Here is a 25,557-nt window from a genome sequence, read left to right on the forward strand (position 1 = left end):
GCCTCACGGATTGACGAGCAGCGTTGACGAATTGCCAAGCTGCTTCTCGACCGTTTGCAACTTGCCGGTGCGCGCATCCATGACCACGAGGTCGGACGTGGCCGTGAGCCCATAAAACAGCGGCTTGTCATCCTGACTGACCTGTATCGATACCAGCGGATCGATCTTCTGTTGCGCGAGATCCCAGCGCGCGATCCGCTTCTTCGTGTCCAGATCGAATACCCAGATCTCGGTGCCCGGATTCTTGTGCATATCCCCGGCGCTCTTGTGCATCGCGACGTAGTAAAGATGCTGTTTCGCCTGCACGGCGGTTTGCTGCATGCCGCCCGGACGCCAGCCCTCGGCGCGCTCGGCATCGCTCAGCAACGACCAGGGTTTGCCGAACACCGGCTTGTCACCTGCGAAATTCGCGCTGCGCACCCGGCCCAGGAACGTCGTGAACAGATAGCCGCCCTGATACGGCGATGCGTTGACGAACGCAGGATCCTTGTCGACGTCGATAAACGCGTCGGACATCGATCGCTTCACCTCCTTGCCGTTTGCGCCGAGCGTGATCGTGAGTCCCTTGCCGCTTTCGCAGAGTGCGGTGAAGCGATCGTTGCCGGACGGATAGCCCAGCACGCAACCGTCGGTATCGACTTCCGACAAGACTTTCTTCGAAGCCACGTCAATCACCGTTACCGATGTCGCGGGCGTGATGTTGGCCACGTACAGACGCTTGCCGTCGGCACTGAAGATCGTGTTGTAGGGCGACGGAACGTGCTGGGCGTGCTTTGGCGGAATCACGATCTCGCCCGCGTGATCGAGCGTCGTGTTGTCTGTGATTTCGACGACATCTGTGCGGGCACCGTGCGACCCGCGCGCGTAATAGGTTGTAGCTGCATAGCTCGCCTTGTGATCCGGAGAAATAGCGAAGCCGGCGCCGGACCCGGCATCGATCTGGCCGAGCAGCCTTTTCACGTCGGCATCGTACAGATACACGCGTCCATCCGTCATCGACGGCATGGAAACATCGACGACGAAAATCTCGTGCGGGTGCCACGGCGGCATTTTCTGCACCACGAGTTCCTCGGGCTTTTCAACCGCACTTGCACTACCCGTACAGGCCGCCGCGAACGATAGCGTCGCGGCGACAGTCAACATTCGTTTTCTTGCTCTCATATCGCCTCGCATCAATTCTCTGGGTTTGCGTCAGATAGACCTGTCTCGCGCCGCCACGGCCGGAGCGAGCGGGTAGAGATGGTCGTCGAATTCGTCGAGCGAACGGAACGAAAGCGTCCGGCGCGCTTGCCAGTTCTTCACGTCCTGCTCGAATCGCGCCAGAACATCGGCCCGTTCTTGTTCGCTGATATAGGGGACGTGGTAACCGAAGAACGGCTCGAGCACATCGAATCCCACATAAGCCAACGTGCCGCGAAGAAGGTGCGTCAGCATGATGTCGATTTCGTCGTGTACGGCCTCCTTGCCGAACATATGCGGTCTCCCTCCGAGCGTCGCGGTCACCCACGCGCGCTTGCCCTTCAACCCACCGCGATCGTAAAAGCGCATGCCGCCGTAAAACTGGCCCGAAAGAAACACGCGGTCGATCCAGCCCTTCAGGATCGCGGGCGTCGAAAACCAAAAGATCGGAAAATTAAGGATGACGAGATCCGCCCACAGGACGTTCTCCACCTCCTCGGTGATGTCGGGCGACAACGTTCCGCCGACGCGGCCGGCCCGCTGCTCTTTTGCGTACACCAGATACTCCGGATCCTCGCGCGCGCCAAAGTCCGCCGAGCTCGCTACGGGGTTAAATCCCTTCGCGTAAAGATCGGACGTGCGGACCTCGTGGCCCGCGTCGATCAGTACCTTCTGCGCTGCATGAAACATCGACGAAGTGAACGACTGAGGCTCCGGATGCGCATGCACCACGAGCACCCGGTACCGCGTGCCGTTTTCCAGCAAGGACATGATTTTCTCCATCAACAATTAACTTTTGATAACGAATTGAAAGCCTGAAATGGCGATGCCGTTCGTGCCTTCTTGGTAGAAAGACGGTTGCGATGAATGTGCCTATGGCCCGGCCAACACGCCGTCCTTAGAGAAGAGAACCGGATTGCCCATTTTGTCCACAGTCGCTGCGGTCAATGCCGAGCGGTCCTCGCGCTGCTGGACTTCGAACAATTTCCCGCTCGCACCCTGCTTCAACACGAGGCCGTCCAGACCCACGCCAACGAGGCTGTTTCCGTTTGCAACGAGATCGGTGATCGAGCTCTTCGTGCCCGCGTTCAGCGCCGTCCACGTCGCCCCGCCGTCGACGCTCTGGTACAGGCTGCCCAGCAAACCACCTACCACGATGCGTCCATCGGGCAGCGCCACGCCCGTCCATAGCGTGCCTTTGCCGCCCGTCGACAGATAGCTCCAGTTCGCGCCCCCGTCCGCGGATTTGAGCACCATGCCCTGTTCCGAGTCGATATAGAGCGCACCCTTTTGATCCGCAAAAATGTGATACAGGTTGCGGTCCGCCCGCGTGCTACCGGGCGGCTTGGACACCGTCACTTTCGTCCACGTCTTGCCGCCGTTGTGTGTTGCGAGCATCAGCGACCACAAGCCCACCGCAATGCCGTCTTTCTCGCTCGTGAAGAGCACCGAGAACAATGGCTGGTCCACGGAAATGTCCATGCGCTGCTTCTGCCACGTCTCGCCACCGTCAGTGGTCGCGAGAATCACACCCCATTGGCCGACTGCCCAGCCGTGCTGCGCGTCGGCAAACGTCACCGCCGAGAGCGTTGCCGAAACCGGCACTTCGCGCGCCTGACGCCACGTCTTTCCTTCGGCATCCGAAAGTATGATGACTCCGTGCTCGCCCACCGCGACGATGCGCTTGCCCGCACGCGTGGCGTCCAGCAACATCATGTGGGCCGGCTCCGCCCACGCGTGGGCGGGCTTTGCCGCACAGTCCGCCACGGTGCCCGGCGGCAGAGCCCAGACTGCCGCGCTCGCGCACAGCGCGGCACAAACGACAAACATCTTGATCATGACTGCGTCTCCCATGTTCAGTGACTGAAGAGTCCCGGCGCGCGCGCCGGCTTGCGGCGCGGGAACCACCGTTCCAGCACAGAGGCCAGCGCCGGGAGTGCCGTCATCGCCATCAGCAGGTTCACGAGGAACATGAACGCCAGCAGCTTGCCCATATCGGCCTGAAACTTCAGTGCCGAGAAGCTCCACGTTGCCACGCCGATCGCGAGCGTGATCGCCGTGAATATCGTCGCCACGCCCACTTCGAGCATCGCGTGCTGTACCGCCTTCACGATGTTCTGGCCGCCCGCGAGATGCACCTGCAGCCGGTTGTAGATGTAGAACGCGTAATCCACACCGATGCCCACGGCCAGCACCATGACAGGTAGCGTGGCCACCGTGAGCCCGATCTGCAGCTCCCTCATGAACCAGTAGCCGATGAAGGTCGCCACCGAGAGCGGCAGACAGCACGCCAGCATCGCGCGCCAGTCGCGGTAGGCGAGGAACACAAGGACCAGGATCGCCGCGTAGACATAGAGCATCATCGGCAGCTCGCTTGCGGCCACTTCCTCGTTGGTTGCAGCGAGCACGCCCGCATTACCCGCTGCGAGCCGCACCGTAATGCCCGGGAACGAATGCGTCGCGCGATACGTCTTCACGTCGTCCAGAATCCGGTTGATCGTCGTGGCTTTGTGGTCGGTGAGGAACAGGTGCACTGCCGTCATGCTGCAGTCTGCCTTCATGAAGCCCTTCACGCGGCCCACGTCCACCGACACCGCGCCGTAGTTCTCGGGATCGATCGGCACGACATTCATCTTCGGATAGTCCTCGTTGTAGCCCTGGTTGTAGCGGCGCAGCATCGCCGAGTACGACTGGACCGACACCACGCCCGGCTCGGTACGCATCGCACTCGTGAGATCATCTTCGTAGAGGCCGACTGCCGGGTTATTGCAGCCCTTCTGTGCAGACTCGATCGCGACCGTGAGCCAGTCGAGCCCGATGTCGTAGCTCGATGCGATCGACGTGGCGTCGCGGTTGAAGCGCGCGTCCGCTCGCAGTTCGGGCGCGCCCGGCTGGAGCGTGCCGATCACGCGGTCGCGGCTTTGCCACGCGGCCAGTGCGAACACCACCAGCGTGAGCGCGACGGTGACACCTGCATACTTCGGCTGCGCGATGCGCGCGAGGCCGCGCAGCCATGCCGAGCGCCGCTCGCTGCGCTTGAGCGCACTGTCCGCATAAGCCTTGCTGAAGTTGAAGGACGAAGCCGCAACCGGCAGTAGCACGAGGTTCGTCACGATCTTGTAGGCCACCCCAAGCGATGCCGTAATGGCCAGTTCGTGCACCATCGGAATCGGAATCAGCAGCAGCGTGATGAACGATACGAATGCCGTTACGAGCGCCAGCACGCCTGGAATCAGCAGACCGCTAAAGCTGTGGCGCGCCGCATCGAACGAACTGTTGCCGTGCGCAATCTCGCGCACAATGAAGTTGACCTGCTGCACGCCGTGCGAAACGCCAATCGCAAACACGAGGAATGGCACCAGCACCGCGAGCGGGTCCAGACCGAAACCCAGCAGCTTCAACGTGCCGAACTGCCAGACCAGCGATGTTAGCGAGCACGAAATCAGCAGCACCGTGAAGCGCACCGAATGGCAGTACCAGTAGACCGCGAGCGCCGTGAGCAGCAGTGCAATGGCGCAGAAGCCGAGCACGGCCGTCGCGCCATCGGCGATATCACCAATCTGCTTGGCAAATCCGATGATCTGGATTTCATAGCCCGCATCCTCGAACGGCTTGCGGATCTGCGCTTCGAGCAGGTGGTTGAACGCCACGTAATCGAGCACCTTGCCGTTACGGTCGCGCTCGTTGAGTTCGGCCGTGATCATGGCGCTGTCTTCGTTATGCGAAACGAGCGTGCCAATGTTGCCGCCAAGCGTGGTCGCCCGGTGGATCTTCGCGACAACATCAGGCGTAAGCTGGTCGGGAGTGATCGTGCCGGAGATGATCGGCTCGGCGCGAAAGCCCTCGTCGGTGATCTCGTTGACGTAGGCGTTCGGCGTCCATAGCGACTGCACGCCAATGCGGTCCACGTTCGGCAGGTACGTGACCGCCTGGGTCACCTTGTACAGCCGCGTGAGCCCTTCCTTCGTCCAGATCGGGCCCTTGCGGGCGCGCACGACCACCGTGATCCGGTTCGCGCCGAGCAGGTCGGAGCGGTACTTCTGGAAGGTCCGGATGTATTCGTGGCCGATCGGCATCTGCTTCTCGAAGCCCGCGTCCATGCGCAACTGCACGGCGAATACCGCCATCACGGCGGTAAACACGACAATCACGCCAAGCACGAGCGCACGGTGGCCGAAGAAGAATTTTTCCAGCGTCTTGACTAAACGTTGCAACACGACATCACCTCTTCAAGTCTCTCGACGTTGCCGGTCAGAAGTTCCGGGTCACGAACATCCCGACGAAGTTGCGGTCCGCGTAGGGATTACCCACCGTGTTGTGCCCGCCCCAGAACATCGTGTAATTGATGCCCGCCTGCCAGACGGTCGGGTTCTGGTTGAACAGCACGTAGAGGTTCATCGACTTCGCGCCCTGCATGTAATTCGCAGTGAGCGTTGGCGTATAGCCGTAGAGCGCATCGGAGAAGGTCACGCCTGGCGTTACCTGCCAGCCATGGATCAGCGTGCCGTCATAGGTCCAGTTGAAGTCGATCGTCGCGCCAACCGAACTCGAACTGCCCTGCGCCATGCCGATCGGGTAGCCCGTGCCCGAGTTGTAGTTCAGCCACGGCAGGTAGCCCGCCTGCGGCACCTGCGTGACCGTCTGGCCGTCGACCGTGCGCGTGACGCCGTGCGAACTCAGGCCGGGGTAGTAAATCCACGTGAGTTCCCAGGTGAGCGTCGCCGAGTCAGCCGCCAGCAGCTTGAGAAACGGATACTCGCTTTTCGTGAGCGCGAGCAGGCCGTTGATGTCGTACTGGAATTTCTTCTCGTCGGCCCACTGCTGGCAATTCACGCCGGCCACGCCGTTGGTGTTCAGATCGAGAGGGCCGCCTGCTCCATAACAACTCGACAGCGCCACGGCATCGCGCGGGCGGTACGACAGTTCGGTGCCGATCGCCCAGCTGCCGATGCCGAAATTCGCACTCGCGCCAAACAACTGACGGTTCTGTAGATACGACCAGTTCAGCGTCCCGTTGGCCGCCGACGTGAGCACCTGCGACTTGTCGGTGTAGTTCTCGTAATAGAGCGCGAAGTTCGCATCAAAGGAGCGCGGCGAAAAGTTGATCTTCATGCCGAACTGCGGGTGGTACTTCGACGGTGCCTGCCACGAAACGGGCAGGCCGATATCGTTGAAGGGCGGCCCGGCATAGGCGCCATTGACGAGCCCCGTATTGATACCGTTAAGCACGTCCTGGTTGCCGCTAGCCGATCCCGCGATCGTGCCCGCGCTGGGGCCCGCTGCGTTGAAATTGGTCGTGCTCACCGTATACGGACCGGTTCCGCGCCCGAGGCTGTTGGACACAGACCAGTACGAACCCACCGGCGGATAGCGGTTTCCGTTCCACTGAATTTGATAGTAATCCTCAGTGCTGAAACCATGAGAAAGATCGGCGGCGAAGCTGATCATCGGCGCGGGCAGCAGCGCCTGCTTCAGTTGCGAACCGGGAATCAGCAGTTTCTGGACGTCGAGCGAGTTGGTGGCGTTGACGCCGCCCTGCGCGAACATGCTCTCGCCCCAGTTGATCACCTGGTTGCCGATACGCACGTGAGCGGTTTGCCCGTTGATCGTGAAATCCTTCTCGCCCCACAGATCGAGCAGTTGAAAGTTGTAGACGACCTGCGCGGAGGCGGTGCTCGACAGCGGCGTGCGGTTCGTGTCGCCGGCCAGGAAGTCGTACATGCCGGTGCCGCGCACCATGAACTTGAGGCCATTGCTCGGCATCTTCAGCAGCAACTCGCTGGTCGCGCTGATGTAGGTGCTGAACGGCTGCCCCTTGCGGTAATTGAGGTCGCCGTCGTCGCCCACACCCCACTGGTTGACGTTGGCCGCCGCGCCGCAGCCGAAGGCATCGGGGTCGCCCGTCAGTGAGCAACTCGGGTTTTTCGTGCGGATGCCCGCGCCCGCTGTGAGATTCGTCACCCACGAACCCGTGAGGTCGCCCAGACCCGTCGTGAATTCGTAGGCGTGGGCACTCGACGTCGCCGCCGCGCCAACCATCGCCAGTGAAACAGTAGCAGTCCTTCCTATCGTTTTCGCTTTCATGAGTCGCCCCCCAACCATCCTGCCCGATGCCGGCACGCATCGTTGTGCGTGCCGGTCCCCTGTCGTTCTCCCGCCGCCCCTTAACGCTCGCTGACCGATCGCAGCGATTCAGACGTGAAGAAGTCGGACTTGAAGCGCGGATCGTCGGTGTGCTCGTACCAGCGAAGGTCCTTGCCCTGACCGATCGACGATCCGTCGAATACATAGCGACCATCGATCAGGTCGTACTGGACGAACGGCTCGTTGTCGCAGGCGCCGCCCAGCTCCCACACCGGAATCGGATAGCTCTCGCGCACTTTCCAGAGCTTGCCCTGCGCGTCATAGTCCTCGCCCACGAGCGCGAGCCAGCTATCCTCGTCCAGATAGAACACCTTCTTCGACGCGACATGCCGCGCGGTGGGCTTGACCGTCGCCTCGACGACCCAGACGCGGTGCACCTCATAACGACGGTGGTCCGGCGAGATACCGCCAGGCGTCGCCACGTCGTGCAACTTGTCCTTGAACGCGTACATGCCGAAGTCGTTGTACGGAACGATCATTTCCTTCTTGCCCACGAGCTTCCAGTTGAAGCGGTCGATGGAGCCGTTGAACATGTTGGCTTCGTCGATCAGATACTGGTTCTCGAAGCCGATCAGCGGCGCATCGTGGGTGTAGGCCGGCATGCGTCTCACGCGACGCTGGCCCGGGAAGTAATAGTACGTTTCCGAATCCCGGTTGAAATACTGACGCTGGACGAACGCTTGCCCCGCCAATGCGGCAGGAGATGCTGCCGAGAAATAAGCGGCCAGACTGAGCTGATCAACGTCCTGCGGCGTCGCCTTGCCATTTTTTCCGTACGGGAAGTAAAAGACTTGCGGGCCGATCGCATCGATCCAGTCGCTACTGCCCGGACGCGGCGAAATCGAAGTGATGATCGGCGCCCATTCGACTCCTACGCCCCGGTACCGCGTTTCGTAGTTGAGGATCGCTTCGGCTCCGGTCCTGGGCTGTGGAAACGCCACACCGGGAAACACGGCGGTCTGGATCATTTCGCCAGATGCGTCGAGCTTCGCCGTCGTCAGATTCGACTTCGAGTTCTGCTCGGCGAAGTCCGGTAGCTGACACTCGCGGTGCGACGGATACACGTCCATGCGATATCCCTTCAGCTGCTTGACCAACTGAATCTCACCGGGAGAAAGTTTGTCCGCGTACTTGTCGACGTTCGAGGCGTCGATCGAATAGAGCGGCTTCTCTGCGCGATGCTTCCAGAATTCACCCCGAAATTTGCCCCATTCCCAACCAGACGCGGGTGCTTGCCGTCCTGCGAACGCCGGCACAAGACCATCCTTGCTGGCTGCACTTTCCGCGCCTGTGGGCGTGAGGTCGCCCTCCGCGACGGCTGCCGCACTGGCAAGCAACAGTGCAGCAGCCACACACGACGTGCCCGCAATTTTCCATCCGATCATCATCACTCTCCTCCTGTCCCCGGCCCGATGCACGGTTCCCAACTATCCAGCCTTCTTCGTAACGACCCACAAACTATGTCACGTGACCTACTATCCGTTATACACACCCGGATTTTTTTCTGCAACCGGGGCGAAACCCTCATCCGCCAGTCAGGACGCGGCGCATCACCCTGAAAAATCACATAAATCTCTTGTTTTTATTGGATTTTATTCGGCCTACTGTTGGGCGAAGGTGCGATCCTTGTGTTGACTATTAACGTCAGGTTCATCGGACCTATGAGAAATCGCAACGCTACTGATTTCCGGTCGATCGACCTTAAACATGGTGGTGAACGGCAACGGGTGCGCGCAGTCGACCCCTGCCTGACCGACAGAACGGAATGGTTGAATTTTTCGGGTGCCCGCAAAATAGCGAGAGTCCCCAGAGGGTGCGAAGGGGTTTCCGGTTACACTTGGGCGTCGTGCCTCGGCCACTTGCAGGCTGGTAAAGTAGCCGCTTGCCAGAATAAGGTCATTCGACCAACAATGAAGCGCGACAAACGCGAGATTGATGTTCGCCACCCGATCCAGGAAGCTTAGACATGGCTGTAAAACCAACAGCAGACAGTATTGGCAAAAAGCGTGGTCAGCAGGAGTCACAAACCGAACCGCGCATGGGGGCGTCTTTGGAGTTGCAAGCCGGAGAGCTCACACGCGCGCGGACTGATCGAGGGCGCAACGCCGTAGCGCGTATCCTCGAGAGCGCATTCGAGATTTTTGCCGCGGAGGGTTATGGCGGTCTAAGCATGCGGAAAGTGGCCACCAGGGCCGGGCTGGCGTTGTCGAATTTGCAGCACTACTTCCCTACGCGCGAAGACCTGTTTGCCGCGATCATTACGGAAAGCATCGCCCAGTATTCGAGGAATTACGACAACATTCGCACCGACGCGTCGCTGACTCCGCAGGAGCGGCTGGCGAAGCTTGTGCGATTGCTGATTGAAGATGGCAAACAGCCGCGGACCCAGAGCCTCTTTGCCAACTTCTGGGCGCTCGCTCAAATGCAGGAATTCGCGCGCAAGAGTATGGAAGAGGCCTATCTGTTCCAGCGTCATATGATCAGTGAATTCGTGGCGGCCGTGAACCCCGGCTTGCCACCGATAGCCCTCGCCCGCCGCGCAGCGCTCATCACCGCCCAGATCGAAGGACTATTCGTATTGATCCCTCAGCGCAATCGCTTCCCGTCGGACATCAAGGGACTCGAAGACGAGGCCGTTAAAGCGGTCCTCGCAATCGCGGCCATGCAATGAGGCACGGTGCAGCTTCATCACGCTGGACTGGGCACACGCACCATGGCGCCAGGGCTCCAGGTCGTCGTAGTCACAATCACGGGCGGGGAGAATCCCACGTGCAGTCACTTTTTCAAACTTCTCTCCTCCCACCAATCCCATGACTTCAGCGCCTGACGAGCGGCTCTGCCTGCGAGAAAAGAAAGTGTGTCGCTCGACATTGACAGCGATTTTCTGTTCACGATCCAGAATTCCGTCAATTCGGACTTCTTCCCCTCCAGCAGATCAGCGATGGTCCGGCCATTGAGATGTGTCAATGCCACACCGTGACCGAAGCATCCACCTGAGTAAATGATGCGTTCGCCATCAATAAAGCTGATCTCTGGCGCACTGTCCATCGTTACAGACACAGGACCACCCCAGCGGTAATCTACGCGAACGTTCTTCAGTTGGGGATAGATCCATTTGAGATGATCTTCGCAATGCTGCCAGGCCGCTGGCGCAGAGACCTCTTCCATGGGCTCGGTTCGATACGTGATCGCATCTCCCCCGCCCATGATGATCCGGCCATCGGCAGTCGGCCTGAAGTAGTGCAGCATCTGTCGATTATCCCCAAACGATTGCCTGTCCTTCCAGCCGATGCTTGCCCATTGACCATTGCTGAGCGGCTCGGTAACGATTTGATACGTCCACAGCGGATACTGGCGGGAGCGTAGCCTCGCCGGGCCAGGAACCTGACGGGAGTAGGCATTTGTCGCGACAACCAACTTCTCCGCGGTGATTTTTCCGTGCGGCGTCGTGACCAGGACGGCGGATGATGTCGCCTCTACGCTCGTGACAGGAGTCAGTTCATAAACGGAGACATTCGCAGACTCAGCGAGCGACTTCAATGCCCGCACCTGCTTGCAAGGGTTAAGGTATCCGGTGTCGGACTCATAGATCCCGCCGGCGAAACGCTCCGAATGGAAATCCTGCTGGAACTCTACCGCGTTTCGCCAGCGCATATCTCCATCGATGCCCAGTTTCTGAAACATTTCATAGGTCTTTTTCATTCGACCTAGTTGTTGTTTCGAATAGCTGGCGCGAACCAGTCCGCTATGTTGATAGTCAGACTGAAAATTGTTTTGCTCAATCAGGCTCCTGGTGTGCGCCACCGCGAGCTTCAAATAGTGATGAGCATCAATCATTTTCTGTTTGCCCCAGCGCAGCAGTACCACCTCAGGCTCCAGCCCGAACATCTTCGTGCTGAAACCCGCGTTGCGACCACTGGCGCCAAAGCCAACAATCGCGGCTTCCAGTACGACAACGCGCGCATTCGGGTTGTCCTTCTTGAACTGCCATGCGGTGTTCAAACCTGTGAATCCACCGCCCACAATCGCGACGTCAACCTTCAGATCCTCCATCAGCGGTGGATTGGGCGAGTATGCACCATAGGCATGCTGCCAGAAGGACTTGCTTTCAATAAGCGATGTTTGATCAATTGACATAATGACGTCTACCATAGCCCGTTATGTAGCGGCTAAGTTGTAATGTCCGCTTCTAGCCAAGTTCAAATGTCCGCTTTCGCGCCGCGTAAGCTATCCAGCCGCCGGTTGTCCGGCGCCGGGAGCTTCGATGGCTGCGACAGAACGGATCACGATGACGATGCGAGAACTGGACAGATTCAAGGTCATTCAGGACGTTGCGGACGGCAAGCTCAAGCCGTGGCGTGCGGCCGAGCGACTCGGGCTGACGACGCGGCAGATTCGCCGGCTGGTCGGCCGACTGCGGGAACACGGGCCACAAGGTCTCGTATCGCGTCGGCGCGCGAAGCCCAGCAACAATCGATTGGACCCGGTGACGACCGATCGGGCGCTCTCGATCATCCGTGATCGCTACGCCGATTTCGGGCCGACGCTGGCCTGCGAGAAGCTCTGGGAATGCCACGGCATTCGCCTCGCCAAGGAGACGGTGCGCCGGCTGATGACGGACGCCGGCTTGTGGGTGCCGCGCCGGCAGCGCCCGCCCAAGGTCTACCAGCCGCGCGCGCGGCGCGCGTGCCTGGGCGAGCTGGTGCAGATCGACGGCAGCGAGCATCGGTGGTTCGAGGACCGGGCGCCGCAGTGCACGTTGCTGGTGTACGTGGACGATGCGACGAGCCGGCTGATGCACCTGCACTTCACGGCGACCGAATCGACGTTCAGCTATTTCGAGGCGACGCGCGCGTATATCGAGCGCCACGGCAAGCCGGGCGCGTTGTACAGCGACAAGGCCAGCGTGTTCCGTAGCGTCAGTGCCGGCAAGACCGGCCGCAGCGTGACGCACTTCGGCCGGGCGATGTACGAGCTGAACATCGACACGTTCTGCGCGAACAGCAGCCCGGCCAAGGGGCGTGTCGAGCGCGCGCATCTCACATTGCAGGACCGGCTGGTGAAGGAACTGCGACTGCGCGGGATCAGCACGGTGGCCGAAGCGAACGCGTATGCGCCCTCCTTCATGGCGGCCTATAACGCGCGGTTCGCGAAACCGCCCAGGAGCGACTTCAATGCGCACCGGCCGCTGCGGGACGATGAGGATCTGGACTTGCTATTGACGTGGCGTGAAACGCGTCGGGTATCGAAGTCGCTGACGGTGCTGTACGACCGGGTGCTGTACTTGCTGGACGACACGCCGGAGCACCGGAGGCTGATTCACCGCTACATCGACGTGTGGGAGTACCCGGACGGACGCATCGAGATTCGAGCCGATGGCAACGTGTTGTCGTGCCGCCTTTACGACAAGCTGGCGGAGGTGGACCAAGGCGCCGTGATTGAACAAAAACGCCTGAGTCACGTGCTGCAAGTTTCGCAAGCGATTCAGGCGCAGCGCGACAACCGGCGGATTTCAGGTTCGCCGTCGCGTACGAATCAAGGTCAGGCCGTTCGTACTCCAGATCGCCCAGCCGGCACCAAGAAGCAACGGGAGTTCACGCAAGCCGATATCGAACAGGTGATTGTGGATCTGGCGCAGCGTAGACAGGCGCAACCGCAACCGCAACCCCGCAAACCTGGCCGTCGGTCGGCAACGGCCGGTGGAACTGACGTAAGCGCTCTGCCCGTTCAAGACCAGCTCTTCGACAAGGTATGAGCTTTAACCCATGAGACACAAACCCTGAACCCGCAAAACCGGACATTTCAACTTAGCCACAAGGCGGACATTTGAATCCGGCTTTGACACGTTAGCTTGCACACGCAAACATTTATATCCGGATTAACCGGCTAAAATTTTCCGGCGAATTTCCTCATGAAGTAATCAAGCTTCCGATCCAGGACTGCGTCTTGCCCTTCGAGAGAAAGACGCATCAGTTCGATCTGCAGGTCTTCCTGAGCGACCATGTAGTCCAGAAAATCCCGCGAATCCGATGGGCCGATGCTTCTGAGTTTTCGCAATTCATCACAATAAACTACGGTTTTCGAGTGAACATATTTCAGAAAGGGTCTTAGAATGCATTTCGGAACCGATCCCGTTAGCCAGGCTTTTGCCAGCGTCGCGGCTGTTGGCGTGACATCGATCCCCCACCGGCTCGCAGCCCGTCGATATATCGGGTCATTGAAAACTTCCAGCTTTAGATAGGCGGCCCAAAGTAACTGCCGCGAATCGCCGTCAAGCCGCCGGACCAACCGTCGGATGGCGTGAAGAGCGAAGGCCCTGTTCTGGATCTCGCTCTTAAAGCCTTTTAAAAATCTACTGGTAGACATCGAGATTGTTACCTCACGTAGCGCATATTCCGCTGCACGACACTACGCCGTATCAGACTGGCAGTCTGGCCTCAAACTCTTTGATCACAGCCGCAATCGCGCCGTCGAGATAGCCCCGCATCGGTGCGGACACCAATAAATCACCCACCAACGGATTGGCAACCCCATCAGGATTACTGATCGTTGCAATCGGACGACGATGCGTGAAGGTGTCGAATCCCGTCTTGCCGTGATAGGCACCGGAGCCCGAGTTCCCGATTCCACCAAACGGCGCTCCCGGCAAAAGCGCATGTAACAGGCCGTCGTTACGTGTGACACCGCCGCTCGTCGTTTGATCCAGGAAGCGACGGAACTCCGGGCTGTCATCGCCGTACCAATACGCCGCAAGAGGTGCGGGACGCGCGGTGATGTACTCGATGGCTTCCTGCAGATCGTCGTAACCGTACACCACGAGTACCGGACCGAATACTTCCTCTTCCGATATCTCAGCCGATGCGGGGACATCAACCAGGATAGTCGGCGGAATTCTTCGCGACCCCCGATCAGGTAGTTCTTCTTCCTCACTCGGCGGCGCCACCACGTATTTCTTTGCGCCCTTCGCAACAGCATCATCGACGAGGCCAACGATACGATCGAAATTTCGCTCGTTAGCAATGGAAACGACCGCCGGGTTGTTCAGATAGGTGGCAAACGTAACGCGGTATTGAGCGATCAGCTTGTCGATGAACTCATCCATCGCCCGCCGGGGCACCCAGACATAATCCGGACAAAGGCACACCTGCCCGCCGTTGACGACACGCGTTGCGGCAATCCTGCTAACGGCCAGATTCAAATCGGCATCCGCAGCAACCACAACCGGATTTTTTCCACCGAGCTCGGTGGTGACGGGAACCAGTTTCCTTGCGGCCGTCTGGGCGACGATCGAACCGACCTTGGGAGAGCCGGTAAAGAACAGGTGATCGAAGCGCAACTCCGAGAAAGACTGGGCCGCCGACAGATCACCATGAACGAAGGCCACCTCGGTCACGTCAAACGCGTCGGAGATGATTTTTTGCAACAGCTGCCCGGTTCTAACCTGATATTCCGGGAAGTTCATCATCACCCGATTTCCAGCCGCAAGTGCGCTGAGCGCTGGCTCGAATGTGAGCGTCACAGGAAAATTCCACGCGCCCATCACGCCGACAACCCCCTTGGGCTTTTGTTGAATAAAGCCGCCGGAAATTTCTTCGGGCTCCATCCACTTCTCGAGGTTGTCGAGCGTATGAAGGATGTCCTGTGACCAGGGCAACGCTTCAAGTGCTTTGGTCAGTGCCGGTGGACGGTTTCCGTAGTCCGCGTTAAGTGCCTCGGCAATTGCATCAAAGTTGGAAAGAATTGCGATTGCCAAGCGGCCAACACGCGACTTTCGCACCTCAACGGAAGCCCCACCCTCGGCAAGAAATGCCGCGCGCTGAAGGTTGAGAATGCGCTCCAGCTCTGCACTTTTGTCATTCATTGCTTTTCCTTTCAGAATAAGGCGCCAGATGCTGCACCCATGACTACCCGCTCACGGTTCCAGTGGGAGGGCTACGCACGGTCGGAGACGGTGCTTCCCGGCGTTAGATGTAATGCCGAGTACCTTCCGCGCAAACTATGTCATACGACCTAGTTTGCGTTATACAGCACAATCATGGAAGGTGCAACGTCTAGGCGCCGCTGCACCGCGGCGCGAGTCCTCGTGCGGTGATCCTTCATCAACCCCACAGGCAGACGCTCAGGTGGAAATCACCAGCTTAGCCGAAAAAATTGTTAGGAAATTGACGATATCTTTAGATTTTGTTCAGTTTATTAGATGCTGCCAGGCGGCGGTATGGAGGAGAGAATTCCAGAGGACGTGGCGAGATGTGCCACTAATTCAGCATCCGCGTACATGATGAGAACAACCTATAGTTGGTCACTCAACCTATATTTATCATCACGCGGCACAACTGATGTCAGCACCAACAAAGTCAGTCCTGGGAACAAAGCTACCCCCCAAAAACTGTGAATAACCGAGACTTCGCTGTTCCTCCCGGTCGAACTCGTGCCGAGGCATCTGCCCGGCATCCGGGGTCCTGCCCTGTCCCGCGACCGTAGTCGAAGGCGGGGCGGCGTCAAGGGGCGAGGGACCGTGTTGCCCGCACCATCCCTCGCCTCTTTCCTTGACACCGCCCCGCCTTCGACTCCTTGAGTCGCACGGGCAGGAACCCGGGTGCCACGCAAAAGCAGAAGCCAACCCCGAGTTCCACCGGGAAGGTTTCGCACGCAAGCGGCAAGCCCCCCCACAGCCCGTCCTTCAACCCTCTCGCTGTGGAGATTGTCATGCAACTCGCTTCCTCTTTCCGTTACGGCTCCCCGATGCTCCGCGCCGACTCGCCCCTGTCGGACGACCAGATCCATCGTGTTGCCCCGTCTATCTTCGCAGACGGCAAGCACGAAAGCCGCTCGGAACGCTACACCTACATTCCGACCATCGACGTGCTGCGCGGCCTGCGCAATGAAGGTTTCCAGCCGTTCATGGTCTGCCAGACGCGCGTGCGTGACGAAAGCAAGCGCGAGTACACGAAGCACATGCTCCGGCTTCGCCACGCTGACCAGATCATCGGCGACGAGGCCAACGAAATCGTGCTGCTGAACTCGCACGATGGCACGAGCAGCTACCGGCGAGTGTTCCGCCATATTGCGCAACACCTGTCTGGCTACGCGCCGCCGTGTTGACGATGACAGTCGCATCACGGTGCGTATCGCAGAAGTTGACGAAATCGATCCAGCCGCCCGCCTCGTCCAGATCGCACGATGCGCATTCGACCTCGTCATGGACAGCTTTCATGACATCGGGATTGGATGTATCCGTCTCCACCAGTACGACGTGAACGTCCGAACGACGCAGATAATCGACCAGCGCCAGCGTAACGAAACTCTTGCCGACACCGCCCTTGCTGCCGCCGACCATATAGATGGGGTGGTTTTCCGTTGCCATTTCATACCTCATAAGTTTTCGGTATCCGGTCTGATCGGAAATCCGAGGAAGCCCTTTACCGGCGTGGATTCCGGCCTGGTTGTTCCCCCATCCCTTTTTCTCTGTGACTCGGTGCGCGTATTGCCTGTATGCGATGACTTCGCCTGACCGGCTTTCTTCACGCGAGGCAATGCCGCGTCGTTATTTGTTGTGACATGCCTTTCTGTCTTTGCAGAACTGCCCTCTTTCGCCGCACGCTGCATCGCATATCGCAGCGTGCCCGCACTGATTTCCACACCGTCCTGCGCGATCTGTTGGACGATTTCTTCCTGCGTATAACCCTTCCTCTGCGCGCCAATGATTTGAGACCGGATGGATTTCATTGCATCGCGAACATTGATGCGATGCTCGTGCGCGGGCTTTTCCGGCAGCGCATCGAGACGCCGCGCGGCAGCGTCCCACTGCGCCTGGGTAAAGCTTTTCACGATTGGCATGATTCGCTCCTGCGCGCTGCCTTCGTGCCATCTTGCTAAGGGGAATACCGCTCGTCAACCCATGAAAACAGGCACTAATCGAAGCATTGGAACGTGCCGGAACGGTCGGGAATTTGCTGGAATGAAAACTTTTTTTCGTTGTAGCACGGCGGCAACGTGCAGGAGTTTGCTCGCACGAAAGTCGCGACAAGATCAGCTTTCCGGTCGAGTGATCGACGGGTTTCTGCGCCGGCATCGGACTGCATCTGAAATCCTTCGCGCTTCATGCTGCGCCGGACAAACGCGAGATTTGACGCAACCTCTCGTGACGATACGACTTTTACCATGCGACCTGTCGGAGTCATCCCACTCAACTTGCGCGAGCGGCGTTACTCTCGCATGGGGAATCGGCACAGTATCTAAAATCTTTCTGCGCGATGTCCGATAGCCAGCTTTCGTATGCTGCGCCGGAACGTCCACCAGCACATTTCTGGTAGGTCAACTATTTGCGCAAACACGAAGACCCGCTCGCACAATGCGCCGTTTCTTCCTACCCGGCTGGTTCAACTTGCTGCGCACGGTACTTCGTTTTCCTGCGCAAGCAAACACGCTTTCTTGCGGCAGGAGTTCATCTATCCGCGCAGCCACGACCAACCCCGCTCACGGGATTTGCGAACGGCAAATTCAAGAACATAAATGCGAGGGATGGCAGGATAGGCTACCGCCGGTTTTGGGCGCCATTTGCGATACAAACGTGTCGCTTTCTTCGCACGGTGCGGCCCGCTAATCCGGCCGAGGCAAGCGACAAACCGGCATTCGGTTGCCAGCGTACGCGTATCCATGTCCCGATCGCGATTCATGTGGTGGTCGACCTCGGCCGCGCAACCGAGCATGCACGCGTACAGGAAGATCATGAAAGCGACCTCCTCAAGCTCGGCACCATCATATTCACCATCGCAGTACGGCTGCTACAGCACATTCAGCATCAGCTTGCGAATGAACACTTCGCGGATCGTGGTTGACCAGCGCGTCCTTGAACACCGGGCGGTTGAGGCCCGGAATTTTATGGATGTCGCAGCTAAGAATGGTCGTGCGGCTACAGGCCCGACGGAAAGGGGCTGTGCATCAACCAGCCTTCGGCAAACGCATTTTTAGGATTCTCGCACCGTGTTCGAGTTGATCGAGGTGATCGGCCCACGCCTGCATCATGTTCCGGCGCACGGGCAAGTATTCGGCGAAATTATAGGCACCGCGTACCTCGTCGCGCTCCCCGTGCGATAGCTGCCGTTCTATAGCGTCGCCCGGCCAACCGAGTTCGTTGAGCAACGTCGACGCCGTACTGCGAAATCCATGGCCAGTCATTTCTTCACGGGTGTATCCCAGACGGCGCAGAGCGGCATTCACTGTGTTTTCGCTCATCGGTCGTTCGCTGGTCCGGACGCTGGGAAAAAGATAACGTCCGTGGCCATTCACTGCGTGAAGATCTTCGAGGATCGCGACGGCTTGCTTTGAAAGCGGCACAAGATGCTGTTCCTTCATCTTCATACGTGCTGCCGGTATGCGCCATTCGCCCTGATCGAGATCGAATTCGGTCCATTCAGCCTTGCGCAGCTCGCCAGGGCGGACGAAAGTCAGGATTCCAAGAAGAAGCGCACATTTCGTTTCGAAAGCGCCCTTATAGTCCCGCATTGCGCGCACAAGCGCACCGACTTCCTTGGGATCCTTGATAGAAGCGTAATGCTGCTTTGGCGCGGGTTTGAGCGCCTCGCGAAGGTCTGTCGCAGGATCACGGTCTGCCCGACCCGTCACAACTGCGTAGCGGAAGATCTGTCCGCACTTCTGCAAAGAACGATGTGCAGTGTCGACGGCGCCGCGCTTCTCAATTTTCCTCAACACAGTCAGCAGTTCGACTGCGGTAATCTCGTTGATCGGGCGTTTTGCGAGGGAAGGAAAGATGTCCCGCTCTAGCCGATGCATGATCAGCTTTGCGTATTCCGCTTCCCATTTCCCTTTCGTCAACTGGAACCACTCGCGCGCTACGACTTCAAAGCTGTTCGTCGCCCGATTCTGTTCCGCGGTCTTTTGCCCCTTCCTCGCCTCGCTCGGATCGTATCCTGCAGCGAGTTTCTTCCGCGCCTCGTCTCGGCGGTCTCGAGCGTCCTTCAGCGAAACGTCCGGATAGGTCCCAAGCGAGATCAGCTTCTCCTTGCCGCGGAAGCGATACTTCAATCGCCACCACCGTGAGCCGTTTGGATTTAGGAGCAGGAAGAGCCCCCCGCCATCGGACAGTTTCTTAGGGCGAAGCCCAGCCTTTGTACTACGGATTGTGGTATCGGAAAGGGGCATGGGGGTAACTCCTGTTTTCCGCTTAGAGTTACCCCCAAACTTACCCCCAAAAAATGCGGGAAGTCAACGGACCAAGCCGGCAACTCAGGGAACAGGACGTGGGCCGAGAAGCCCACCCAGCAAGGGTTTTGGCGAGTCCAACGGAATACGCTGGAACTCTATGGAACAGTAAATGGTGGGCCGGGTCGGGTTCGAACCGACGACGGGATTTCTCCGGCGGATTATGAGTCCGCTGCCTGCAACCAACACGGCGTCCGGCCCACGAAGCTACAACGAGGGGAAGTCAACAAAAAAGCCCGGTCTACACAGAGGCCGGGCTTTTCGACGGCAGGCCGACATACTACACGAACCGCTCCGGCCTGACCATCCTCACCTCTCAAACAAGCATCAGTTCCCTTCCAGGAACGACTTGAGCTTGTCCGAGCGGCTCGGGTGACGCAGCTTGCGCAGCGCCTTCGCCTCGATCTGACGAATCCGCTCGCGCGTGACGTCGAACTGCTTGCCGACCTCTTCGAGCGTGTGGTCCGTGCTCATCTCGATGCCGAAGCGCATGCGCAGCACCTTCGCCTCGCGCGGCGTGAGCGAGTCGAGCACGTCCTTCACCACGTCGCGCATCGAGGCATGCAACGCAGCGTCCGCGGGCGCGACCGTGTTGTTGTCCTCGATGAAGTCGCCCAGATGCGAATCGTCATCGTCGCCGATCGGCGTTTCCATGGAGATCGGCTCCTTCGCGATCTTCATGATCTTGCGGATCTTGTCCTCCGGCATTTCCATCTTCTCGGCGAGCGTGGCCGGATCCGGTTCGAGGCCGGTTTCCTGCAGGATCTGCCGCGAAATACGGTTCATCTTGTTGATCGTCTCGATCATGTGAACCGGAATGCGGATCGTGCGCGCCTGGTCCGCAATCGAGCGCGTGATGGCCTGGCGAATCCACCACGTTGCGTAGGTCGAGAACTTGTAGCCACGCCGATATTCGAACTTGTCCACCGCCTTCATCAGGCCGATGTTGCCTTCCTGGATGAGGTCGAGGAACTGCAAACCGCGATTCGTGTACTTCTTCGCAATCGAGATCACCAGACGCAGGTTCGCCTCGGTCATCTCACGCTTGGCCTGACGCGCCTTCAACTCGCCCGCCGCCATCTGGCGGTTGGTTTCCTTCAGGTCCTTCAGCGGCAGCACTACGCGCGCCTGCAAATCCAGCAGGCGCTGCTGCTGCTCGCGGATGGCCGGAATGTTGCGCGAGAGGATCGCGCTGTACGCGTGATTCTCGGCCACGATCTTGTCGGCCCATTCGAGGTCGGTTTCATTGCCCGGGAAGCGCGCGATGAACTCCGAGCGCGGCATGCCGCACTTGTCCACGACCGTGTGGAGGATCTGGCGCTCGACCTGACGCACTTCATCCACTTGCGCGCGCAACGTGTCGCACAGCCGCTCGACGGTACGCGCGGTGAAGCGGATCGACATCAGCTCGTTCTGGATCGTTTCCTGCGCCTTGAGGTAGGACTTCGACTTGTAACCCTCCTTCTCGAACGCACGGCGCATCTTGTCGAACCACTCGCTGATGAGCGAAAACTTCTCGAGCGAGGCCCGCTTGAGCGCTTCGAGCTGTGCCGCGTTGGCTGTGGCCTGAGCCGTGCCGTCGTCCTCTTCTTCTTCCTCTTCTTCCTCTTCCTCTTCTTCGTCGTCTTCCGTCTCGTTCTCGATCTCTTCGGCTTCCTTCGCATTGAAGCCGTCGGTGTCCTCGGCGTTCGGATCGATCAGGCCGTCGACGAGCTCGTCCACGCGGCTCTCGTCGTTCGCGACGCGCTCGGCCATGGAGAGAATGTCGGCGATGGTGGTCGGGCAAGCGGAAATTGCCATCACCATGTGCATGAGGCCGTCTTCGATGCGCTTGGCGATTTCGATTTCGCCTTCGCGCGTGAGCAGCTCGACCGTGCCCATTTCACGCATGTACATGCGCACCGGGTCGGTCGTGCGGCCGAATTCGGAGTCGACGGTGGAGAGCGCGACCTCGGCTTCTTCCTCTACTTCGTCATCCGAAGAAGCATTGGGCGCGTTGTCGTTCAGAAGCAGCGTTTCGGCATCGGGGGCCTGCTCGTAGACGGCCACGCCCATGTCGTTGAACGTGCTGATGATGCCTTCGATCGCCTCGGTCTCGGTGAAGTTGTCGGGGAGGTGATCGTTGATTTCGGCGTAGGTGAGGTAGCCGCGCTCCTTGCCAAGCTTGATGAGCGCGCGCAGCTTGTTGCGCCGCTCTTCGAGTTCCTCGACGGTGCCGGGCTGCGATGACGCGAATGCGTCTTTCAGCAGCGCCTTTTCCTTCGCTCGCCGGTCGCGCGCACGGGTGGTTTTCTCACCCTTGCCCGCGGTGGGCGTGCTTTCCTCGCTCTGGTTTGCGTCGTCATCGACGGACACTTCATTCAGCTTTTTCGTCATGGAGTTCGCCGTACCGGCTGTAGTCTCGACTCGCGGCTGTTGGACATCAGCCTCTTGAACCGTGGATACTGGAGCCTCGCGCTCTGCCGCATCGTCCGCAACGGCAGGCACTTGCCTTGCACTACTCGGACCACCGGACCGCTTCGTTGCCGGATGCGTAGAGGCTTTCGCCGCGCGTGCTGGCGCCGCTCGCGCGGCCGAAGCAGCCATTGCTTTCTTCCGGACTGCGGGAACTTCATGACTGGCGCTCGCCGCCTTGCGGCGCGAACTGGCGGATGGTGCATCTTGGGTCTTTGTGACCTTGCTGGTCGAATCCGTCGAACCCTTGCCTGTCGCCTTTTTTCCGCCTGTAGTCTTTGCCATTGCCATTCCGCCCTTGCTGGAAACCGTCCGGAAAAAACAAAACAAACAACAAAAACAAACCGCTGAAAACCTTTTATTGTAGCACGCAGAGTAACAATCGCCCGCGCGCGTTCCTCCTCTACAGCCCGAGCTGACGTTTCATGTCAGCCCGCGTCTGATTCAGTTTCACATATTCGGCTAGCTCCTCGGGCGTGTGGCGCGACTGCCGCGAAAGCACGTCCAGCCGCTCGCTGCAGGCGTCGAAGCGCATTTTCAGGATCGCCGCCGCCATCTCCTCGCCCACGAGCCGCTCCTGCTCGCGGTGCTCCTCCAGCACGGCGCCATCTTCTGGATTTTTCATCAGCAAATCCCGGACGTTTTCATCATAGTCCAGAATTTCGCGAAAAATCTCCTCGAAGGTGGGGGCGTTCGCACCGTTTCGCAACAGGTCCGAAAGCAGCTGGAATTCGGCCGCGTCTCCCAGTGCACGCGCGTGCGTGGTCACCTCCTCGAACAGCTCGCCGTGCCGCGTGAGCCCGATGAGCGCCTGCTCGGCCTCTTCGTCGAGTTGCGCCACGATGCGCGGATGCATCACCAGGTTGCGCAGCGCCTTGCGCTCGATTCCGGTCACGAGGTGCCGGTCCTTGCGCGCGGGCGCCTGGCGCGCCGCCTGGGCAATGCGGGCGTCGACCTCGCAGAGCGCCGCGACTTCCTCGAACGGCACGTCGAGGCGGTCGGCGAACATGTGCATGATCTGCGCGCGCAGCGCATTCGCCGGTAGCGCCTGCAACAGCGGCTTCGCATCGAACAGCGCGCGGGCGCGCCCTTCGGGCTGGTCGAGCTCCTTGCCCACCAGCACTTCGTTCAGCATGAACTGCGAGAGCGGCATGGCCCGGTCGACCTGCTCCTTGAACGCCTCGGCGCCGTACTCGCGCACATAGCTGTCCGGGTCGTGCTCCGAGGGCAGGAACAGGAAGCGGATCGTGCGGTTGTCCGCCGCATGGGGCAGGCACGCATCTAGCGCACGCCGCGCCGCGCGACGGCCCGCCGCGTCGCCGTCGAAGCTGAAGATCACCGTGTCGGTCTGGCGCATCAGCTTTTGCACGTGGATGGGCGTGCACGCGGTGCCCAGCGTCGCCACCGCGTTCTGGAATCCGAGTTGCGCGAGCGCCACCACGTCCATATACCCCTCGACCACCAGCACGTAGTGCTGTTCGCGAATCGCCAGACGCGCCTCGAACAGCCCGTACAGTTCGCTACCCTTGTTAAATAGCGGCGTTTCCGGGGAATTCAAATACTTGGGCTCGCCGCCGTCGAGCACGCGCCCGCCAAAGCCGATTACCTGCCCCTTCACGTTGCGGATGGGGAACATGACGCGGTCGCGGAAACGGTCGTAGCGGCGCGCCTGGCCCTGCGCATCCTGCTTTTCACTGACGATAACGAGGCCGGCTTCGACCAGCGCGTCGTCGCGATAATCGGTAAACGCGGATTCGAGGTTCTGCCATCCATCGGGCGCGTAACCGAGGCCGAAACGGGCCGCGACTTCGCCGGTGAGGCCGCGCTTTTTCAGGTACTGGATGGCGTTCGGTGCGCTGCGCAGCTGCTTGCGGTAATAGTCGCAAGCCGTCTGCATGAGGTCCGAGAGCGCATTGGAGACGGCCTTCGAGACACCTGGCGCGTAGCCGCCTGCCCCGCCGCTCGCGCCCCCTCCACTGCCGCCATAGGCGCCGCCACGCATTGGCGACGGTTCCTGGGGCACGCTGAGGCCGACCGACTGCGCGAGCTCGTTGACGGCCTCGGGAAACGTGAGGCCCGCATGCTCCATCAGAAAGCCGATGGCCGTGCCATGCGCGCCACAGCCGAAGCAGTGATAGAACTGCTTCGTTGGACTAACGGTAAAGGAAGGGCTCTTTTCGTTGTGAAACGGGCAAAGGCCCATGAAATTCGCGCCGCCCTTCTTGAGCTGCACGTAGCGCCCCACCACGTCGACGATATCGACGCGGTTGAGCAGATCCTGCAGGAACGAATGCGGAATCATCAGGGCTCGGTCGCTCGGGTAACAGGGGCTGAGCGCGCGCATTCGCGCGGCCTGCGGCAAACCTCGCAACGACGCACGGCAACAGCCGGCGCCGCGCGAGGCGCGGCCCTCACTTCGCGAGCGCGGCCTTGACGAGCCCGGACACCGCCGTCATGTCGGCACGTCCCGCCAGCTTGGGCTTGAGCACGCCCATCACCTTGCCCATGTCCTGCGGACCGCTCGCGCCCACCTGGGCGACCGCCGCCTGCACCTCGGCGGCGATTTCCGCCTCCGACAACTGCTCCGGCATATAGGCGGACAGGATTTGCAGCTCGGCGTTTTCCTTCTCGACGAGGTCCGCACGGCCTGCCGCGTCGAACTGGCTGATCGAGTCCTTGCGCTGCTTGATCATCTTGTCGACGACCGCCGTGATGCCGGCGTCGTCGAGCGTCACGCGCTCGTCGACTTCGCGTTGCTTGATGGCGGCGAGCAGCAGACGAATCGTGGCGAGGCGTTCGCTTTCGCGCGCGCGCATCGCAGCCTTCATGTCGTCGTTGATCCGGTCTTTGAGACTCATTACTCACCTGAAATGCGTTGGGGTTGCACAATCCCCGGGAGAACCCCCGGGCAGCGCGGCCACCGCGCTCACCTATACGCCAAACCCTCGCACAAAACATCACAAGAATGCAAAAACCCGCCTGGAAACGTTTCCAGGCGGGCAGGTGCGGGTTCGATACGGCTGCGGCCACACCAAATAGACAGCGCAGGCTTTGTTGCCGGTCCGGCCCGGGTTACCCCGGAACTGGCCGGCGGCAGTTCCGGCTGCTCGCGTGCCACGGGGTTGCACCATGGCACGTCGGAATCAGTACATTTTCTTCGGCAGCATCTGGCTGCGTATGCGCTTGAAGTGGCGCTTTACCGCCGCAGCCTTCTTGCGCTTGCGTTCAGCCGTCGGCTTTTCGTAAAACTCGCGCGCACGAAGCTCAGTCAGGAGACCATTCTTCTCGATCGTGCGCTTGAAGCGGCGCATGGCCACTTCAAAGGGTTCGTTTTCTTTTACGCGGATGGTCGTCATTTTCCAATAACGGATCGTGAGGTAAAGAGAATCAAGTATAGCAGTTCCATGTCGGGGGATCGCAGGCCGCCTCGGAGGAAAACCCGAACCCTTGCGGCCTGTTCCACCCGCACTCGCCGCTTCGTTTATGGCCCGTCAAGCAGCCTCTGGTGAAGCGAAATCCCAGTGTGCCCCAAGATCCGGATACGGGCGGCGAGTGTGG

20 protein-coding genes, 1 tRNA gene and 2 pseudogenes are annotated in these 25,557 nt (G+C 59.8%); 5 read left to right on the top strand and 18 right to left on the bottom strand.

Features of this window, described 5'->3' with window-relative positions; all coding sequences use genetic code 11:
* Positions 1-3: 3 nt before the first annotated feature.
* The 6 genes from PWP93_RS16600 to PWP93_RS16625 all read right to left on the bottom strand — a co-directional run bounded on the left by PWP93_RS16600 (position 4) and on the right by PWP93_RS16625 (position 8,708).
* On the bottom strand, positions 4-1,161 hold the full coding sequence (locus PWP93_RS16600) for an amine dehydrogenase large subunit (RefSeq protein ID WP_421045173.1): 1,158 nt from the start codon (positions 1,159-1,161) through the stop codon (positions 4-6).
* 30 nt (positions 1,162-1,191) lie between these two features.
* Complete coding sequence (locus PWP93_RS16605) at positions 1,192-1,944, bottom strand: NAD(P)H-dependent oxidoreductase (protein ID WP_421045174.1); 753 nt, start codon at positions 1,942-1,944, stop codon at positions 1,192-1,194.
* 108 nt (positions 1,945-2,052) lie between these two features.
* Positions 2,053-3,018 (bottom strand): YCF48-related protein, encoded by a 966-nt coding sequence (locus PWP93_RS16610; RefSeq protein WP_421045175.1) that lies wholly within the window; start codon positions 3,016-3,018, stop codon positions 2,053-2,055.
* A gap of 17 nt (positions 3,019-3,035) precedes the next feature.
* Positions 3,036-5,396, bottom strand: a complete 2,361-nt coding sequence (locus PWP93_RS16615; RefSeq protein ID WP_421045176.1) for an efflux RND transporter permease subunit — start codon at positions 5,394-5,396, stop codon at positions 3,036-3,038.
* A gap of 34 nt (positions 5,397-5,430) precedes the next feature.
* Positions 5,431-7,263, bottom strand: coding sequence for a DUF1302 domain-containing protein (locus tag PWP93_RS16620; RefSeq protein WP_421045177.1), 1,833 nt, complete (start codon positions 7,261-7,263; stop codon positions 5,431-5,433).
* 80 nt (positions 7,264-7,343) lie between these two features.
* The gene (locus tag PWP93_RS16625) at positions 7,344-8,708 is read right to left on the bottom strand and encodes a DUF1329 domain-containing protein (RefSeq protein WP_421046105.1); all 1,365 of its coding nucleotides are present in this window, start codon (positions 8,706-8,708) and stop codon (positions 7,344-7,346) included.
* A 581-nt stretch (positions 8,709-9,289) separates the two neighbouring features.
* Here PWP93_RS16625 and PWP93_RS16630 point away from each other — a divergent pair.
* Positions 9,290-9,994 (top strand): TetR/AcrR family transcriptional regulator, encoded by a 705-nt coding sequence (locus PWP93_RS16630; protein WP_421045178.1) that lies wholly within the window; start codon positions 9,290-9,292, stop codon positions 9,992-9,994.
* A gap of 104 nt (positions 9,995-10,098) precedes the next feature.
* Here the strand turns inward: PWP93_RS16630 and PWP93_RS16635 are convergent, their stop codons facing one another.
* Positions 10,099-11,460: an NAD(P)/FAD-dependent oxidoreductase gene (locus PWP93_RS16635; RefSeq protein ID WP_421045179.1), complete on the bottom strand. Its 1,362-nt coding sequence runs from the start codon at positions 11,458-11,460 to the stop codon at positions 10,099-10,101.
* 127 nt (positions 11,461-11,587) lie between these two features.
* Between PWP93_RS16635 and PWP93_RS16640 the strand changes: the two genes are divergently transcribed.
* Entirely contained in the window at positions 11,588-13,078 is a 1,491-nt protein-coding gene (locus PWP93_RS16640; RefSeq protein ID WP_421045180.1) for an ISNCY family transposase, read from the top strand.
* Between the two features lie 131 nt (positions 13,079-13,209).
* Here PWP93_RS16640 and PWP93_RS16645 read toward each other — a convergent pair whose 3' ends face one another.
* Together PWP93_RS16645 and PWP93_RS16650 are read right to left on the bottom strand one after the other, a co-directional pair.
* The gene (locus PWP93_RS16645; RefSeq protein ID WP_395068973.1) at positions 13,210-13,689 is read right to left on the bottom strand and encodes a hypothetical protein; all 480 of its coding nucleotides are present in this window, start codon (positions 13,687-13,689) and stop codon (positions 13,210-13,212) included.
* 52 nt (positions 13,690-13,741) lie between these two features.
* A complete protein-coding gene (locus tag PWP93_RS16650) occupies positions 13,742-15,184 on the bottom strand; it encodes an aldehyde dehydrogenase family protein (RefSeq protein WP_421045181.1) in 1,443 nt (480 codons plus the stop codon).
* Positions 15,185-16,029: 845 nt separating this feature from the next.
* Here PWP93_RS16650 and PWP93_RS16655 point away from each other — a divergent pair.
* Positions 16,030-16,371 (top strand): annotated as a pseudogene (locus tag PWP93_RS16655) (DUF932 domain-containing protein); the annotation flags it as partial.
* Here PWP93_RS16655 and PWP93_RS16660 read toward each other — a convergent pair.
* From PWP93_RS16660 to PWP93_RS16670, 3 genes and pseudogenes are all read right to left on the bottom strand, one after another.
* Positions 16,364-16,687 (bottom strand): annotated as a pseudogene (locus PWP93_RS16660) (P-loop NTPase); the annotation flags it as partial. The pseudogenes PWP93_RS16655 and PWP93_RS16660 sit on opposite strands and share 8 nt — an antisense overlap.
* A gap of 8 nt (positions 16,688-16,695) precedes the next feature.
* The gene (locus PWP93_RS16665; protein WP_421045182.1) at positions 16,696-17,160 is read right to left on the bottom strand and encodes a hypothetical protein; all 465 of its coding nucleotides are present in this window, start codon (positions 17,158-17,160) and stop codon (positions 16,696-16,698) included.
* A gap of 74 nt (positions 17,161-17,234) precedes the next feature.
* Complete coding sequence (locus PWP93_RS16670) at positions 17,235-17,405, bottom strand: hypothetical protein (protein ID WP_421045183.1); 171 nt, start codon at positions 17,403-17,405, stop codon at positions 17,235-17,237.
* A gap of 240 nt (positions 17,406-17,645) precedes the next feature.
* Between PWP93_RS16670 and PWP93_RS16675 the strand changes: the two genes are divergently transcribed.
* Complete coding sequence (locus PWP93_RS16675; RefSeq protein WP_421045184.1) at positions 17,646-18,161, top strand: hypothetical protein; 516 nt, start codon at positions 17,646-17,648, stop codon at positions 18,159-18,161.
* A gap of 103 nt (positions 18,162-18,264) precedes the next feature.
* On the opposite strand, the gene PWP93_RS16680 is transcribed toward PWP93_RS16675, so the two are convergent.
* The 3 genes from PWP93_RS16680 to rpoD form a co-directional block, all read right to left on the bottom strand.
* The gene (locus PWP93_RS16680) at positions 18,265-19,485 is read right to left on the bottom strand and encodes a tyrosine-type recombinase/integrase (RefSeq protein WP_421045185.1); all 1,221 of its coding nucleotides are present in this window, start codon (positions 19,483-19,485) and stop codon (positions 18,265-18,267) included.
* A gap of 173 nt (positions 19,486-19,658) precedes the next feature.
* Positions 19,659-19,746, bottom strand: a tRNA-Ile gene (locus PWP93_RS16685).
* Positions 19,747-19,872: 126 nt separating this feature from the next.
* The gene (rpoD, locus tag PWP93_RS16690; RefSeq protein WP_421025948.1) at positions 19,873-22,131 is read right to left on the bottom strand and encodes an RNA polymerase sigma factor RpoD; all 2,259 of its coding nucleotides are present in this window, start codon (positions 22,129-22,131) and stop codon (positions 19,873-19,875) included.
* Positions 22,132-22,177: 46 nt separating this feature from the next.
* Between rpoD and PWP93_RS16695 the strand changes: the two genes are divergently transcribed.
* Positions 22,178-22,366, top strand: coding sequence for a hypothetical protein (locus tag PWP93_RS16695; RefSeq protein ID WP_421025949.1), 189 nt, complete (start codon positions 22,178-22,180; stop codon positions 22,364-22,366).
* Between the two features lie 36 nt (positions 22,367-22,402).
* Here the strand turns inward: PWP93_RS16695 and dnaG are convergent, their stop codons facing one another.
* The 3 genes from dnaG to rpsU all read right to left on the bottom strand — a co-directional run bounded on the left by dnaG (position 22,403) and on the right by rpsU (position 25,355).
* A complete protein-coding gene (gene dnaG, locus PWP93_RS16700; RefSeq protein WP_421045186.1) occupies positions 22,403-24,301 on the bottom strand; it encodes a DNA primase in 1,899 nt (632 codons plus the stop codon).
* Between the two features lie 109 nt (positions 24,302-24,410).
* On the bottom strand, positions 24,411-24,857 hold the full coding sequence (locus tag PWP93_RS16705) for a GatB/YqeY domain-containing protein (RefSeq protein ID WP_413188047.1): 447 nt from the start codon (positions 24,855-24,857) through the stop codon (positions 24,411-24,413).
* Between the two features lie 285 nt (positions 24,858-25,142).
* Positions 25,143-25,355 (bottom strand): 30S ribosomal protein S21, encoded by a 213-nt coding sequence (gene rpsU / locus PWP93_RS16710; protein WP_035531398.1) that lies wholly within the window; start codon positions 25,353-25,355, stop codon positions 25,143-25,145.
* Between the last annotated feature and the right edge of the window lie 202 nt (positions 25,356-25,557).

It is taken from the genome of Paraburkholderia sp. A1RI-2L (genome assembly GCF_048957375.1).
Lineage (GTDB): Bacteria > Pseudomonadota > Gammaproteobacteria > Burkholderiales > Burkholderiaceae > Paraburkholderia.